Origin of the sequence: Enterococcus sp. 7E2_DIV0204 (genome assembly GCF_002140855.1) — a bacterium.
In the GTDB taxonomy this organism is placed as follows: Bacteria; Bacillota; Bacilli; order Lactobacillales; family Enterococcaceae; genus Enterococcus_L; species Enterococcus_L lemimoniae.
Genome location: NZ_NGKY01000001.1, coordinates 2,182,532 through 2,198,898, shown reverse-complemented (window position 1 = coordinate 2,198,898; position 16,367 = coordinate 2,182,532). Strand labels below are relative to the sequence as shown.

At 34.8% G+C, this 16,367-nt stretch carries 16 protein-coding genes and 1 riboswitch; of the genes, 4 read left to right on the top strand and 12 right to left on the bottom strand.

Annotation, left to right across the window (positions count from 1 at the left end; all coding sequences use genetic code 11):
* Positions 1-119 precede the first annotated feature (119 nt).
* Positions 120-1,034 carry an LCP family protein gene (locus tag A5819_RS10250; RefSeq protein ID WP_086278702.1) on the bottom strand — a complete coding sequence of 305 codons (915 nt, stop codon included), beginning with the start codon at positions 1,032-1,034 and terminating at the stop codon, positions 120-122.
* Between the two features lie 131 nt (positions 1,035-1,165).
* A riboswitch (M-box (ykoK) riboswitch) is annotated at positions 1,166-1,334 on the bottom strand.
* Positions 1,335-1,577: 243 nt separating this feature from the next.
* Here A5819_RS10250 and A5819_RS10245 point away from each other — a divergent pair.
* Complete coding sequence (locus A5819_RS10245) at positions 1,578-2,075, top strand: hypothetical protein (RefSeq protein WP_086278701.1); 498 nt, start codon at positions 1,578-1,580, stop codon at positions 2,073-2,075.
* Between the two features lie 77 nt (positions 2,076-2,152).
* On the opposite strand, the gene A5819_RS10240 is transcribed toward A5819_RS10245, so the two are convergent.
* The gene (locus A5819_RS10240) at positions 2,153-2,548 is read right to left on the bottom strand and encodes a DUF4809 family protein (protein WP_086278700.1); all 396 of its coding nucleotides are present in this window, start codon (positions 2,546-2,548) and stop codon (positions 2,153-2,155) included.
* A 281-nt stretch (positions 2,549-2,829) separates the two neighbouring features.
* Here A5819_RS10240 and A5819_RS19270 point away from each other — a divergent pair, with 281 nt between their 5' ends.
* From A5819_RS19270 to A5819_RS10230, 3 genes are all read left to right on the top strand, one after another.
* Positions 2,830-3,006, top strand: coding sequence for a hypothetical protein (locus tag A5819_RS19270; protein ID WP_176271405.1), 177 nt, complete (start codon positions 2,830-2,832; stop codon positions 3,004-3,006).
* 17 nt (positions 3,007-3,023) lie between these two features.
* Complete coding sequence (locus tag A5819_RS10235) at positions 3,024-3,428, top strand: hypothetical protein (protein WP_086278699.1); 405 nt, start codon at positions 3,024-3,026, stop codon at positions 3,426-3,428.
* A gap of 397 nt (positions 3,429-3,825) precedes the next feature.
* Positions 3,826-4,365 (top strand): DUF924 family protein, encoded by a 540-nt coding sequence (locus A5819_RS10230; protein WP_086278698.1) that lies wholly within the window; start codon positions 3,826-3,828, stop codon positions 4,363-4,365.
* Between the two features lie 383 nt (positions 4,366-4,748).
* On the opposite strand, the gene A5819_RS10225 is transcribed toward A5819_RS10230, so the two are convergent.
* The 10 genes from A5819_RS10225 to A5819_RS10180 all read right to left on the bottom strand — a co-directional run bounded on the left by A5819_RS10225 (position 4,749) and on the right by A5819_RS10180 (position 16,215).
* Entirely contained in the window at positions 4,749-5,576 is an 828-nt protein-coding gene (locus tag A5819_RS10225; protein ID WP_086278697.1) for a carbohydrate ABC transporter permease, read from the bottom strand.
* 15 nt (positions 5,577-5,591) lie between these two features.
* A complete protein-coding gene (locus tag A5819_RS10220) occupies positions 5,592-6,491 on the bottom strand; it encodes a carbohydrate ABC transporter permease (protein WP_086278696.1) in 900 nt (299 codons plus the stop codon).
* A 35-nt stretch (positions 6,492-6,526) separates the two neighbouring features.
* Positions 6,527-7,789 (bottom strand): sugar ABC transporter substrate-binding protein, encoded by a 1,263-nt coding sequence (locus tag A5819_RS10215; protein ID WP_217808588.1) that lies wholly within the window; start codon positions 7,787-7,789, stop codon positions 6,527-6,529.
* 24 nt (positions 7,790-7,813) lie between these two features.
* Entirely contained in the window at positions 7,814-9,124 is a 1,311-nt protein-coding gene (locus A5819_RS10210; RefSeq protein WP_086278694.1) for an alpha-glucosidase/alpha-galactosidase, read from the bottom strand.
* Between the two features lie 242 nt (positions 9,125-9,366).
* On the bottom strand, positions 9,367-10,209 hold the full coding sequence (locus tag A5819_RS10205) for an AraC family transcriptional regulator (protein WP_176271404.1): 843 nt from the start codon (positions 10,207-10,209) through the stop codon (positions 9,367-9,369).
* Between the two features lie 196 nt (positions 10,210-10,405).
* Positions 10,406-11,200, bottom strand: coding sequence for an alpha/beta fold hydrolase (locus tag A5819_RS10200; RefSeq protein WP_086278692.1), 795 nt, complete (start codon positions 11,198-11,200; stop codon positions 10,406-10,408).
* Between the two features lie 24 nt (positions 11,201-11,224).
* Positions 11,225-12,487 carry an HdeD family acid-resistance protein gene (locus A5819_RS10195; RefSeq protein ID WP_086278691.1) on the bottom strand — a complete coding sequence of 421 codons (1,263 nt, stop codon included), beginning with the start codon at positions 12,485-12,487 and terminating at the stop codon, positions 11,225-11,227.
* A gap of 151 nt (positions 12,488-12,638) precedes the next feature.
* The gene (locus A5819_RS10190; protein ID WP_086278690.1) at positions 12,639-13,553 is read right to left on the bottom strand and encodes a hypothetical protein; all 915 of its coding nucleotides are present in this window, start codon (positions 13,551-13,553) and stop codon (positions 12,639-12,641) included.
* A gap of 267 nt (positions 13,554-13,820) precedes the next feature.
* Positions 13,821-13,970 (bottom strand): 50S ribosomal protein L33, encoded by a 150-nt coding sequence (rpmG, locus tag A5819_RS10185; RefSeq protein WP_002296119.1) that lies wholly within the window; start codon positions 13,968-13,970, stop codon positions 13,821-13,823.
* Positions 13,971-14,097: 127 nt separating this feature from the next.
* Complete coding sequence (locus tag A5819_RS10180; RefSeq protein WP_086278689.1) at positions 14,098-16,215, bottom strand: penicillin-binding protein 2; 2,118 nt, start codon at positions 16,213-16,215, stop codon at positions 14,098-14,100.
* Between the last annotated feature and the right edge of the window lie 152 nt (positions 16,216-16,367).

Here is a 16,367-nt window from a genome sequence, read left to right as displayed (position 1 = left end):
AACCGTTTTCTTAAAGAATAGCACAAGCTTGAAGCCAACGCATAGAAATAGCCTTATCTTTAATCGAAAAAAGGATGGAACAAAAGCGACATCACTTTTGTTCCATCCTCAATCCTATTCTAATTATCTTTCATAAAATCCTTGATAGCCTCAGTATTTTTTTGCTCATCGATTTCAATCACACTACCGGATTCTGTATAATCATTGAAATTCCATGATCCTTCTACTGGAACAGATAATGATTTTAATGGTTTTACGTTGCCAGTTAGAAAATCTTTTGCTAAATCGATCAATAAACTTGTCGGCACATTCGTATCGATTTTTCCGACCATTTTCCCTGCAACCTGAGGTAATTCCCAAATTGGGATCAAATCTTTCGACTGTTCCACTAAAGCATCCATTACTTGTTGCTGACGTCTGATTCGACCAAAATCGCCTTCTTCATCCATTCTAAAACGAGCATACTGTAATAAACTATTTCCGTGCAATGTTTGTTTTCCTTTAAGGATATCTACACCATCGAGATTAATGTCTTTTTCAGAATCGATCGTAACGCCTTTTGGATAAAGTTCATCAATAATATCACTGAATTCTTTAAAGTCAATCACTACATAATAGTTGATTGGCAAATCAAAATTTGTCTTTAAGACATCTTTGGTCATTTGCGCTCCGCCGTATGCATAGGCCGCATTGATTTTATCTTGTCCGCCATCAGGAAATGTTACGTAGCTGTCTCGCATGATCGAGATTAGTTTTGGTTGTTTCGTTTTACCATCATAATGGGCTACCATCAATGTATCTGAACGCCCCTGGTCTTCATCGTCATCTCTAGAATCATTCCCAACGACCATTACAGTCAATTCCTTATCACTCGTTTGTTCATCGCCAGTAAAATTTTGGTTTTTACTAGAAACGTTTGCTTCACTTTTTTCTTTCGCTGTTTGAAATGATACAGCTGCATAACAGCCTGCACTCACCACTACAAGCAAAATGGAGAGTAAGGTAATGATCGTTATTTTTACAGATTTTTTCATGAGTTATTCCTTTCTGCCGCTTAAATGGATTCTGGGATAAAAGAAAAATCCTTCACCAAGAACACTCAGCGAAGGGATTAGATTAGAAGCGGCAAACACATGGACTTATGCCATTTATTTACAACTTATCTTGATCTTCTCTTCGTTGAGTTTTAGCACTATATAACGTAAAAAGCTATGCTTTTAGCTGCTTTGAAAAACGCCTTAATTCGACGAAATTTGTCCTACCCGCACCTGTCTTTCGACATTTCTGAGCAGCAGCCTATGTTTATATAGGAGCCTCACCTAACAAGTATTTAATTCATTTTAAACTATAAGCGTATCGAATCACAAAGTCAAATTAAATTTTATATAATTGCCTTATGCACGATAGTGTTATTAGACTTAAACTACTCTACACTCAGAGCTACCATGTACATGATTTAAACTACCTAAAATTTTACACGATGAAAATCTTTATATTTTCTTAAAAAACAACTTTAGATAGACTTTCTTCTTATTATCTGTTTCAATGTTTAGGAGACGAAACGCTTGGAGGAACCCATGGAAAACTTTTTAGAGAAACAACAAGAATTCTTTTTTAGCTTTTTAACAGATAGTATTGATAATTATTTATTGGATCATTCTGATGAAACATTTTATGCATTTGCCTTAGACTGTAATATCTATGAAGAAGGGGAAATCAACCTTTGTATCAATACTGTTGACCTTTGGCAAGAAACAACTGAATACTATACAGAAAAAGGGTACGACCGAGAACAACTTGAAACGATGAAATACACTACTGGTGACTGGGATGAAAATCAACGGTTTGCTTCTCTTCATTTATTTGATGATTGGGTCGAAGATGAAGAAGCTATCCAAACTGTACTTGATTGGCTTTGTCAACAAATGATTTTGCTGGTAGAATCGGAAACGTTCAGACATATTCCTAAAACCGAAGACTTTAAATTATTGGTTTATGATCATGATGAAACTATTGCTGCATCCCAAGAGCGGTTTGAAAAATTGATGATGTCTGATTATTTTCAAATAGATTAATAAAAACAGAATACTTATAAATAAAAATACCAAGAAGGAGTTCTCACAGCAATTAGCAAGAACTCCTTTTTGATAGTTTAAAAACAAAACTCTAATTCTTCTAGCTTGAATAACGTTTCTAAGATTTCATTCACTTTTTCAACTAATTGTTTTTCATCCACTATTTGATCTTGCGTTTCTACTTTTGCTGTATCACTTGAATAAATCAGGAAATTATACTCTTCCTTAAGTCTAACTTGATGTCCTTCTTTTATATACAAAATATAATCATCAATAACATCCGTCTCATATTTCCGCTTATATCCATTTTTCAAAACAATCGCTGTGATCAATGCGTTGACTGTCAGCTCTTCTAAAGGAATTTCCTGCTCATCAATCGTCAAAATATAATTTTCATTCTCAATAATGCCACAAACATTACAGCCTCCATCCAACAAATCAACTGTTTTAGTAATTGTTGCTTTCTTCATCATTACAAATCCCTTCACACATCATTTTTAGTTCTTATCCTTACATATTATAGCAAAAATAATGATCGAATAAATTAGTAACTTGATTTTCTTATTCAGATACATCTAATAAAAAACAATTATATTTTAAACATTATGATAAACTTATCATATATATTTACTTTATATTTTCTTTGGATAATAATATAGGTATACTACCTGTCTCTTATACACATCTAGATGTGTATAAGAGACAGGTATACTACTGTTTATAAAATAGCAGTAAAAAGGATGAGGTTTTTTTTTTGAAATTTTTCAAAGGTATGATGGTTGCAGGATTGGCAATCAGTTTATGTTCAGCTAGTTTGGCAGTAGTGTCAAACACTGCGGACGCAGCAACAGTAGTGGAATCAAACTACAATAAGACAATCACTTTATTCAATAAAGCGGATATCTTAGAGTACACAGGTTTTCAAATGTAGCATCTGTTTACAATGAATTGGTTAAAGCAAGCACATGGGAAGCTGCTGGTTATTCTTCTGCAGAAGCTACTGTGATCGCCAGAGATTTTGGCAGAAATTATTACAAATTAGTCAACTTATTACAAAAAATGACGTATCAAAAAGACTTACATCTTAAAGTTATTTTGATCACTAAAGGGTATGTAAAAGCAGAATTTGGCTTACAATCATACTACGTGCCAGACACGCCTGTAACTCCAGAAGAACCTAAAGATTCTGAAGCACCAGTTACACCTGAAGAACCTGAAACGCCAGAAGTTCCTGAACCCCCCGAACAATCTGATCTTAAAAAATTAGAAATCCAAGTAACCTATACAACTGGACAACAAATTCAATTACAGTACCAAGTAAATAGTAACGGTACGATCAAAGTACAATATTAAGATAAATCAAACAAAATCCAATTACAAGGTAATGCTGCTGCAGAAAAAATCGAAGGCATCATCGCTGGTTTAGATTTAAAAGCTGGAAGTGAAAAAACAATCACTTCACACATTTTAAACAAATTAGGTAAAGGTTCAAGCTACAAACAATTCCAATATCAAGGTCAATTTAGCGATAATACACAAGTTAAATTCAAATTAAAATAATCGTCAAAATACTCAATCATCAAAAAAGAACCTCATTTTCTGCAATCCGGAGAATGAGGTTCTCTTACTTATTTACTTTGTTTCTTTTTCTTACATCATTTTATAATAGTTTCTGATCCGAAAGAGCGATGACAAAGCGTATGTTATACTTGATTAGGAAGGAAATTCTAGATTATTGGAGGAGATGCAGATGGACTATCATGAAATAGTGACATTCTGGTTTGAGGAATGTGAGCCAAGTCAGTGGTTTAAGAAAGATTTAGTTTTTGATAAATTAATCAAGGCTCGATTTTCAGCTATCCATGAACAAGTTGCTCAAGGAGAAAAATCAGCTTGGCGGACAAGTATGGTCGGTCGTTTAGCTGAAATTATTGTTTTAGATCAGTTTTCTCGGAATTTATTTCGTGATGATGCACGAGCTTTTGCCTATGATGGAATGGCTTTGATTTTGACACAAGAAGCCATCGCCACGGGTAATTTGAATCAGCTAACAACACAACAACGTGCATTCCTTTATATGCCGCTGATGCATTCTGAGTCGTTAATCATTCATGATGAAGCCTTGAAACGCTTTGCTGAAAAGGGAATGGAGCATAATCTTGAGTTTGAACAAAAACACCGTGACATTTTGATTCGTTTTGGTCGTTATCCTCATCGAAATAAAGTATTAGGTAGGCGTTCAACAGAGGAAGAAATTGCATTCTTAAAAGAACCTGGCTCTTCGTTTTAAACAGCCAAAAAGAGGAGATCAAACTGACAATCGTTTGATTTCCTCTTTTATAGTTGGATTCCATCCGCTAAAAATCACCCCGGCTATTCTTCTAGTACAAATCACTTTTAAAACTTAAACCTCATAGTTATTTTATAACTGTCCTTTATCAGCTGATTAACAGACTATACAATAAATTAGACTAAAAAAATCAACTGTAATCTTATTAATTGATAATCACTCATCTTACATTTTCAAACAAATACATCATATAGTAATCATTATTCTTAAGTATCTACTATCCTGATCATTGATCGCTAAATCTGATGAAATTATCGAGCAGCATAAATAAGCAAAGAAGTTTTTGTCCCAATCTTTTCTATACTCGTCACTTCTAGCAACATTTACAGCTTTCCACCAGAAGTTGCAATTCCTTCAATAAATTTCTTTTGAAATACCACAAATACTAGTAACATTGGCCAAATTGCAAGTAAAGACCCCGCCATCAACTGTGGATAATTGGTTGTATATTGACCTTGTAAATTTGCCAAACCAGATGATAATGTCATCTTATCTAGTGACATATTTACAATCAATGGCCACATTAAGTCCTTAAAAGCAAACAATGCTGTAAAAATCGCAAGAGCAACTAAGCCTGACTTTGCTAAAGGCAGCATAACTTTAAAAAAAGTCTGCCAAACATTACAACCATCTAATTTTGCTGCTTCCTCTAATTCATCTGGTAAACCTAAGAAAAACTGTCGTAACAAAAATGTTCCAAATGCACTAACAATCCCAGGTAACACCAAAGCTGGGATGGAATTTAACAGACCCATTTTTTGAACAAGTAAATACTGAGGAATAATGAATATCTGAGTAGGAATCATCATTTGCATCAAAACTAAACCAAAGAACAAATTTCTTCCTGGAAAATGTAGTCTAGCACAAGCATATGCTGCCATAGCACTAAATAAAACAGATCCAACCACTCGAAATAGGATCATTAAAGCAGTATTGATGTAAAACTGAATAAATGGTAATTTATCCAAGACTACCTTAAAATTATTCCACTGAAATTTTTCTGGTAAAATACTTGGAGGGATTCTAACAGACTCGGCTAATGTTTTTCCTGACGTTAAAATCATCCAAACAAAAGGCAGAACCATTATACAAGCGCCCAAGATTAACAGTAAATTGATCAGTACTTTGCTTTTTAATTTTTGTGATTTCATCTGTTTTACTCCCTTCTAATAATTGACCCATTTTTTCTGTACTTTGACTTGAAGAACGGTAATAAGCATGATAATCACTAATAAAACCATCACAATCGCGGAACCATAGCCTTTATCATTCATGATAAACGACTGCTTATAGAACAAGTAGACCAAGGATTGCGTTTTAGGCAATGCAGCATTGGTTTTATCGATCATCATGAAAATCAAATCAAAGACTTGTAATGAATTGATAATCGTTGTAACCATAACAAAAAACAGCGTTGGTGAAACTAAGGGCAAGGTAATTGAGAAAAATTGTTTAATTGCACCAGCACCATCAATTTCTGCTGATTCATAATAATCCTTGGGGATTTCCTGCAACCCAGATAACAATAACACCATATTATAGCCAACTGTGCTCCAAATTCCTACAATCGCAATCGCTAAAATAGATGTGTGTGGATTCGTCAGCCAACTTGCTCCTTTTAGTCCAACCAATGAAAATAAATAATTGATAATTCCGTAGTCAGAATTATACAACCAACGCCATACCATAGCTACAGCTGCTGGAGTCGCTACTACTGGTAAAAAATACAAGGTCCGATAAAAGGAAATGCCCTTTACTTTTTGGTTCATTAAAACTGCTGCTACTAATGACAATACAATGATAAAGGGTACCGCAATCAACGTATAAGCTAGAGTATTAATTACTGCCTGAGTAACTTCAGGATCACCAATCAGCTTTTTATAATTCTCTAGTCCTGCCCAAACTGTTTTACCAAAACCTGATGATTTTTGAAAGCTTAATATTAAGGTTTCGATTGCAGGTTTGATATTTAAAATGATTAGACCCATCAAGGTAGGCGCAATCAAAATCGCTCCCCATAGGATTTCTTCTTGATTGTATTTGCACCTATTTATTTTCTTTTCCATACTCGTCCCCACCTTTTCAAACAAGTATCAAACACTTATTTTAGAATATCGTCAACCTCTGTTTGGATTGTTTTTGCTACATTTTCAGCTGATTTTTTCCCACTTAATAAATCAGCAATTTTTTCCGTCTCTACAGTTTCTACCTTAATAGTTTCGTTTGAGAATGGTCGAATCACTGCATAATCAAGCATGTCTACATACGCTTTTACATTATAGTTTTCAGTATTTTTGACCCATTCATCTGCTGTTCCTTCATAGGCTGGAATCGCAGCACCGGTTTTAGCTGAAATTAGATTTGCTTCTTTTGAAGCTAGATATTCAATAAATTTTAAAGCCGCTTCCTTATGTTTCGTGGTTGCCGCAACGGCATTCCCCAGCCCATTATAAACAGAAGCTCGTTTTATTCCTTGAGGCAGGACAGCAACATCTGTATTTTCTTTCATATAATCATTCTCTTTAAAATCTGCCAACATCCATGAACCAAAAAATCCCATTGCAGAACGTCCCGATTGGATAAAAGAAACAGGTTTATTTTCAGCTAATTGATCAGCACTTGGTGATACTTTATATTTATTGATCAAGTCTGCATAGAATTGAATCGCTTCAACTGTTTTAGGATCTGTAAACGCTGAAGTTTTGCGGTCAGCTGACATGATTTTCCCTTCATTTTGAAAAATGAAATTCCAATACCCTTCATGACCATTATTAACAGCAGTAAAGCCGTAAATTCCTTTTTCCTCATCAGTCAACTTTTTAGCGGCTGCTAAAAATATCTCCAAAGTCCATGTTTCATCTGGATAGCTGATACTGGCGTTATCAAAAAGTGTTTTATTATACCAAAGACCGATTGTATCAATGTCTTTAGGCATAGCATATTGTTTCCCACCTAAAGCATACAGCTCAGAAATATTTTTAGGAAAGTTATCTAAACTAGTTTTTTTACTCGTTTTTAAAGTCTCTGTTAGATCCATCAATATTCCATTTGACATGTAACGATATGACTCATTTGAATGCATCCAAAATACATCTGGCAAGCTCTCTCCTGTGGCAGCTGCATCTAACTTTGTCCAATATTGATCCCATGGTGTTACTTCTACATTAACTTTAATATCAGGATTTTCTTTTTCGAAAGAATTGGCCATTTCTTTCATCCCTTTTTCCTGATTCGTATCCCAAATGGCGTAGGTGATCGTTTGTTTCCCCTCATTTCTCACATCTTCATCGCCTTTATTTTCCCCGCAACCAACAATAAACACGCCGCTAATTACTAGTAAAGACAACACAATTATTTTCTTCATGATAGATTCTCCTCTTCTAATTATTTAGTGATATTCTGGTAAATAGTCGCCGTGAGCTTCAATCAATTCATCTACCATTGCCTTAATCTCATCAATCGATAATTCTGAATTTGTATGAGGATCTAATAATGCTGCTTGATAAATTTTCTCTTTTTCCAACGTCATTGCGGCCTCAACAGTTAGTTCTTGGACATTGATATTCGTGCGATTCAAAGCTGCAAGCTGTGTTGGTAGATCGCCAACATAAGTTGGCTGTATGCCGTTTTTATCAACTAAACAGGGAACTTCTACACACGCATTTTCTGGAAGGTTTGTAATCAAGCCTTTGTTCAAGACATTCCCTGCAATCACAGTTGGATTGCCAGTTGTAATTGCATCCATTATATATGAAGCATATTCTCGGCTTCTCTGATGCTCCAATGAACCATTGTGGACAATATCATCCCGCTGTTTTTTCCAATCTTCAATTTGTTTCACGCAACGCTTTAGATATTCATCAATTGGAATATTCAGTGTTTCAATTAATTCTGGATAATTTTTCTTAATAAAATATGGGTGATATTCTGCATTATGTTCGCTAGATTCGGTGACATAATACCCGAAGTGCTTCATCAACTCGAAGCGGACAGCGTCATCATGAGGTCCCTTTTTCAACTTCGCCAATCGCTTGATTTCTGGATAAAAGTCTTGCCCTTCTTTTGTGATTTCCAATAACCAAGCCATATGGTTGATACCCGCAATTTTCCATTGGAAATCATTTAAATCATACTCTTGATCTATTTTTAAATGTTTAAACAACTCTGGTACGCAAACTTGAACGCTATGACATAAACCAACCGTTTTGACTTTCGTTGCCTTCAGCATGCCCATTGTCAAAATACACATTGGATTCGTATAATTCAATAGCCAAGCATTCGGACAAACTGATTCAATTTCTTTAGCAAATTCAAACATAACTGGTAACGTTCGCAAACCTCGAAAAACCCCGCCAATCCCTGTTGTATCCGCTATCGTTTGCTTTAATCCAAATTTTTTTGGAATATCAAAATCAATGACAGTGCTTGGCTCGTAGCCCCCAACTTGGATTGCATTGATTACAAAATCGGAATTACGTAGTGCTTCTTTACGATCTGTAAAGGATTGGATCTTTGCGCGTCCTGCATTCGAATTTTTATTGATCGTTTTTAACATCAATTCCGACTCTTTCAAACGGACTTCATCAATATCATATAACGCAATTTCTGAAGCTTGTAAACTTGGTGTGAGCATGGCATCCCCTAATACATTTTTAGCAAAAATCGTACTGCCTGCGCCAATAAAAGAAATTTTTGTCATTTTTTTTCCTCCCCAATTTTTAGGTAATATCATGTCAATTCGCTTTTGCTTCATTTTTATCAAACAATAAAAAGAGAAGCAGATTTTCTTTTTCAGTTGCTTTGTAGCCACTCTTATCATGTGATAAGTCCTCAATGTTTTGCCGTATTTTTTAACATCTTTCAATGCTGCTCAACAAACTCATTATAATCGAAGCGCTTTCATTTTCACATAACATTATTTTAGAAAAATAATGCAATTTCTTATCTTCTTCGGCCAGAAAAATTGGATGGTGAACAACCAAACTGATTTTTAAACGCTCTCGAAAAAGTTTGACTACTCTTATATCCAACTGCTAGTGCAACTTCTGTAATTGGTAAATTGGTTGTTTCCATTAAGATGGATGCTTTCTGTAAACGAAACTCTTTTAAATATCCCATTGGTGAAAAACCAATTTCACCCTTAATTACTTGGCTCAAATAGGAACTATTCAAGCCCATTGAATGACCGATTTCACTGATTGAAAGTTCTTCACGATAATAATTGTTTTTTACATACAACAAAAATGATTCACTATACTTTTGTTTTCGGCTTTCTAAAATAGAAGAATGAATCGTTTTTTCCTGTAACTTAAATCCAGAAAATAAAGTAAGAAAACGAGCTTGATTGATTAATTTCTCCCGATCATCAAACATATTAGAAGTCATTATCTCTTCAAAGAGTTTTTTTACTCCCTGTGTCTGCTCAACTTTTCCTACATAATCTGAGGAGCCGATCCCATTACTATAAAGAAGCTCTTTGACCATTGCACCAGAAAAACCAAACCAATAATACTCCCAAGGATCCTTAGCATCTGCTTGATAGAATGTCATTTCATTTGGTTTAATAATAAAAAAATTACCAGCTTCTAAACGATACTTAATTCCATTAACCTCATAAGCTCCTTGCCCTGAAACAATATAATGAACAACGTGTTCTTCTCTCATCGTTGGTCCGTGATGATGTCTACTTTCACAAAGTTCATGCCCAATATTAAAAAAATAAAAATCACTAAAAAATTGTTCTTTCACAAAAATATCTCGATAATTTCTCTGTTTACCCACCACAGCGTTCATCTCCAATTAACTTTATCCATGATTTTTCTTTATTATTAATTCCATTATAGCTTACCCTTTAAAAAAGAGAATCATTCTTTGTGAAAAATTAAAATATTCATGTGTAAAGTAAAAAAGTGTTTGAAACGTAACGCTAAACGTCATGCTTCAAACACATGTGATCAAACACTATAGGAGAAAGTAGCTACTATTTAAGTCGATTTCCTCTGCCAAACTGTTCCTCTTTTTTTAATTCTTTTTCAAAAAACTCAGCCACAACATCCATCATTTCACCTTTGACCAAATGCCCATCGCCAACACCCGTTATAAATTGACTATTTTCAGCATATGGTTGATCTTCAATCATTTGGTAAAAATTGGCCATATCTTCATAGGGAATTTTAGGGTCATCAGTACCATGCCAAAATAAAACAGGTCGTTGAGCCAATCTTTCTGGCACTTTGGAAAGATCATAATTTGCTACCCAGCTAAGCAATAACGGTAAATCTTTTGGTACAAAAAAATCCATTTCTGCTGAGCGTTCCATCACCCGCTCAATATAACGCAATGGTTTAGGTGTCCCCATCATACATGCTGCTGTTTTGATTTCCGGATGTTGGGTCAGTAAAGCACAAGTTGTAATGCCTCCCATAGAAACACCGCCAACACCAATTTTTCCAGATTCGATCAATCCTTGTTTATCAAAATGGCGAACTAATTGTGCAAACTCAATAATATTATATTGGATACTTGCCCAAAATGTTATCGAAGGAATTGGTGAGATCGGTCCAGTTTTTCGCTCACCATGATTCATTGCATCAGGTACAATCACTCGGATTCCTTTCCTCGCCAATTTTCTTGCTTGGGTTAACGACAATTCTTTGGCAGACTGCCAACCATGATAATAAATCACCAAGGGCAAAACTTGATCTTTACTTTCTTCTGCCACAACTTCTAATACTGGAACTTTCTTGATATAGCGATGACGGATACTGATTTTCATTTTATTCTCTCCTTAAAAGCTGACCTAATTATAAACCTCAAAGCTGATTACATTACTATCGGCTCGCTTAAACTCATTTCTTAAAAATTCTAGATAGGTTCCTGGCGTTAAAATACCATTAATTGTCAGTAGATCGATTCCAGTGGGTCCTAAAATCGTATCTGCCAGTAACACACAATTCGTTGTCAAAACAAAATAGGTTTTAAATGCTCCATGATGAAATTTATGGAGCTGGCAGTTGGACAAATTGGTTAATAAGCTGGCATAATCTGTATAGCTTCCATGTGGATCACGCTGTAAATGAGATGCCCAATCATAAGAACTTTGGCGGATATCATTTATACTTGCTCGAATCCCCTCACGTTGTTCATCTGTTAATTTAATGCCAAAACAAAACAATGTTTTTTGATCGTGCTTGATACAAAAAGGAATATATTCATCCCGTTTGGCACCCGTTACCAAAACACCATCACCAATTGTTTCAAAAAGATGAATCGAATCCCTATCGTAATTCCCATATGAAATAATTTCCCCTTCAAAAGAAAGATCCATGTGTCCAATCGATCCAAAACTTTTTTCAGTTACATGGATGAAAATTTCCAAATCCGGTTTAATAGCTTCTTTTGTTTCTTGAATTTTAGCAATAGTATCGTTTTTTCCGGCTGAATCAGGTTCTAATAAAGTATTTGTTTCTTTCAAAACAAATCGTGGAATCAACGCTTCAATAAAAACTGGCGGCGTCAAACGAATCTTTCGCTTAAGCTGATCAATAGTTTTTGTTGGGAAAAATAATCTCATACCCAGACAAATATTGATCACACCCAACAAAACAAAATAAACAACTAAACAAGTCAGAATTTGATTTCTAGATAAAAATGCGGAAAAAAGCAACAAGGTTCCAATGATACTTCCTCCAATACCTGAAACCAATAGATTCAATCGACCAGCGAAACTATTCTGTTTATATGTCCAATACTTTGCGAGCAATGCTACACTTTTAATATCGATATAGACTCCGAATAGAATCGTCAAAACATCAAAGGAAAGTGTTGAAATAACAAAAAAGATCGCCAATGTAATTTCTAAAAGACTGCGAATCAGTCTTTCTTTTTTATGTTCTTCACGTTGAAAAAAGTGAGAAACAGCATCGATCACTAAAAGAATTGGAATCAATAAATTAAAAAAAGAAAAGACTAGTCTTGGTTGATTTTGGATAAACGCACCAAGTCCAACTAGGATGATCCCTGTTACAAGCAGATACAATTGGTTAAAACGAACTGAATTCACAAATATACCTCCTGCTTACAAATAGAGTTAAGACAGATCTACGATTTCACAAAAGCACCCCTACCATGTGTGAAAACAATCTTATCTTAACTCTTAGTATAGCTATTCTATATGCGGTTGGCGAATAAAAGCAATTTCAATTAGAACTATTTCACTTCACTCTTTTTCTTCTTTGTCTACGCTTTATAATCACTCGTAAACGTAGTAAAACAAGAATAAACAGAATGACAAGTAACATTCTTGAAACGATAGTAATCACTATCTTGACAACGCTTGTTTCTTTTTTTGTATTTTGCTTATAGCTTGCTTCAATTACCTTTAAGGCTTCTCGTGGAACCGGATAACCTATCATTCCCGTCTTATCGATATCACAAGCATTGGCATAATTCCCTAAACCATCGCTACTCCTAAGATACATCTTTCCTTCAATCCCCTCTCGATTCAAAGAAAGACTAAACACACCATTCTTATCAGCAGTCGTTTCTTGATAATGGTACTCATCATTATCCGTATAGAATAGTTCTATTTGATATGTATTTTTTGATGCTGGCATTTTAATTTTACCAGAGATCTTTTTATGCTCTTTATTAAAATCTACCTCTGAAAAAAAGGTTGTCATTTGGTCGCTACTCACTAAATACGGCACATTTTTGTAATGGTAAATAACTCCTTCATTAGAAGTAAAACATAAATCTGTTGAATAAATCCCAATTTTATCTGTTTTTACTGGATTTTTCTCATAATACATATCTTTGATCTTGATCTTATCACGATAGTAGATTGTTTCAATAAAGCCACTGTAATGATGTGTTGGACCATTCAATAAAAATGTTGAAAAAGCCACATAGGGACTATTATCAAAAGGAAATTCCAAATAAACCTCTGCCTTTTTCTTTTTAACACTTGTCGTTGTACCATCTAATACCTGCTTACGAGCATACCGACTCGTCAAATCATTTAAAGCATTAAAACTTGATTCAGTAGCAGGCTCCTCAATGTCTTCTCCATAACAAACAATTGGGAAAACTAACATTAACAACCAAACAACCAACATTTTCTTTCTCATACAAAAACTCCTTTTACAACTCTGTAACACATTTGGCATCTAACAGACATCATTAATAAAATTTTTAAGTTTTCTTAAACTTTATTCACTGTATAACCAACATCCCATTCTCAATAGTATAAATAAAACTCTACATAAAGGAAAGTATATTTTGAATTTACTTGTTTCTTTTTTTAAAGCCGCCTAGTCAATTACTATTTTTCAATAAATAGGATAAAAAAAACTAACTCCTTATTTAATAAGAAGTTAGTGTAATGATACAAAACCTTATTTTGTTTCACGGTGTAAAGTAACTTTTCTTTCACGTGGGCAATATTTTTGTTTTTCCAAACGATCAGGATTGTTACGTTTATTTTTGCTTGTTAGATAGTTACGTTCTTTACAAGAAGTACATTCTAAAGTAATGTTTACGCGCATATGCTTTCCCTCCTATATCTAATGTTGTATTTCTAAGATATTTCTTAGCCTCAAATATCATATCATGTTTATTCCAGAATTTCTACCCTTTTAGTGAAATTTGTAAAGGAAAACTACTTTACAAATCTTATTGTGCTTTATACTCAGCATAGGCATTAACAATCGCTGTTACCATTGATTGGTTTGGTCTAGTACTTTCACTCGTTAAGTGGGGTAAAATCACACTTACAGCGATTTCTGGATCATTATACGGCGCATAAGCAACGACATTACTGTTAACAGTTACATGCTCGCCAACATTGGTTTCGGCGGTCCCTGTTTTAGCAGCGATATCAAGTGCTGCTCCTTGCATATATTTACCAGTTGTAAAGATGCCATTACCATGAACAACATCATAAAACCCATTTTGGATGATTTGCATTTGCTCTGAAGAAATATCAACTTTATTCAACTCTTTAGGTTTCAGTTCTTCTTTCAGCTCTCCAAGTGATCCGTCTGCTTTATTTTCATAGATCCCATCAACTACACGCGGTGCAATTCTAGTCCCGCCATTTGCCACAGTTGAAGCGTATTGTGCTAATTGCATTGCTGTATACGTGTCATATTGTCCAAACGACAAATCAAGTAAATGACCTGGCATTGGCGCATATTCAGAATCAAAGTCCTTATTAGAAAGACCAGTTGATTCGCCTGGTATATCGATTCCTGTCGAAACACCCATACCATATTCGCCAAATGTTTGACGTAATACATTAAATAAGGTTGGATCGCCTGTTTTATACGGTAAGACCATATTATATTGATAATCTGTCTTCATCATTTTTAAAACTAATTTCATCATATAAGCATTTGAGGAATACTCTAAAGCTTGCTCTGCACTAAGTGGTATTTGGTTACCTGGAACCTTATTAAACACAGATGATTTTTGTTCACTTCCATATATTTGCAATGGCTCATCGATCAAAACATCATTTCCAGAAATTACCCCTTGCTCATACCCCGCTGAAATCGTTGCGCCTTTTACCACTGATCCTGGCTCAAAAGCTTTATTAATCGTGGCCAAAGGATTAGAGGTCAGCTCATTTGTCGCTAAATCACGATCTAAGGCCACCATTGCCATCACAGCACCTGTTTTAGGATTCATTACAACAACATAGGCACCGTCTGAATAAGCAGCATTTCCTGTTGCTAGTAATTGTTGATACTGTGCTCTCACAACCTCTTCGATTTTCGCCTGGAAAGCCATATCAATAGTTAGTTTTAAGTTTTCACCTTTTTTTCCTTCTGTAACAGGTGTTTGTGTAATGGTTTTTCCCTTACTATCTAAGGTTACTTCTGAAACCCCTTTTTTACCTTGGAGTACATCTTCATATTGTTTTTCTAAATAACTTGTTCCGACACGGTCATTTAATTCATATCCTTTAGCAATATACTCGTCTGCCTCTTCTGCAGGTAAGCCGGCTTTTTGAGAAGATACCTTGCCTAAAAGGTTCTTAAGGTCTGTGTCATGTGGATAATCTCTATCCCAATCCATTCCAGTCGATACTCCGGCAATTTCTGAGGTATGCTCACCGATTATCGCAATTTCATCCTGAGTAACACCTTCATTTTTAATGAACGCTGTATTTAGTTCCTGCACAGCATTCATCCGCTTAAAGATCGTAGCAGCTTGCATAGTATGTTCATCGAAATTGACTTCTTCCGGTGTTACTTTTTCGACAGTTTTAACATATAAGGTTCCTTCATCCGTGATCTTGTTGCCTTTTTCATCTGTCTTATCTGCATCAGTCAACCGTTTTTGAGCAGCTTTCAAATTATCCGGATTAGCCAACCAGAAATCTTTTTTATCACGTTCTGTTAATTCATCTGCCGGTACATGAATCAGGTCGTTAACCTTATTTGCAATCGGCACTAAATCTTTTGCTTGAACTTTTTTTCCACGTGTATACGTGATTGCCAAATTAGCTTTATTTCCTACTAAAAGGTTGCCTTTTGCATCGTAAATTTCGCCCCGCGGTGCACTACTTTTGATTTTTAGCGCTGAATTTTCTTCAGCTTTTTGCGCATACTGCTGTCCTTCAGCGATCTGCAAGTAACCTAGGCGAACGATCAATGCCACAAATAAACCAAAAATCACGAAAAACAATAAGTTCAGTCGAAAGGGAATATGTGATTTTTTACTTTTTTGGGTCATTGGTTCTTCATTGTTATTTTTTAATTTATCTAAAAAGCTCATTTTTTTCATTTATCGTTAATCCTCCATATGAGAAAAGTCTCGCTTCTCTATTGTAACGAAAAAATGCAAAAAAAAATAGGGGTAATCCCCTTACTAAGAAAATATTTAATTTTTATAAAAAAATAGACAAAGCATGATTGCTCTGCCTATTTATTTTATTA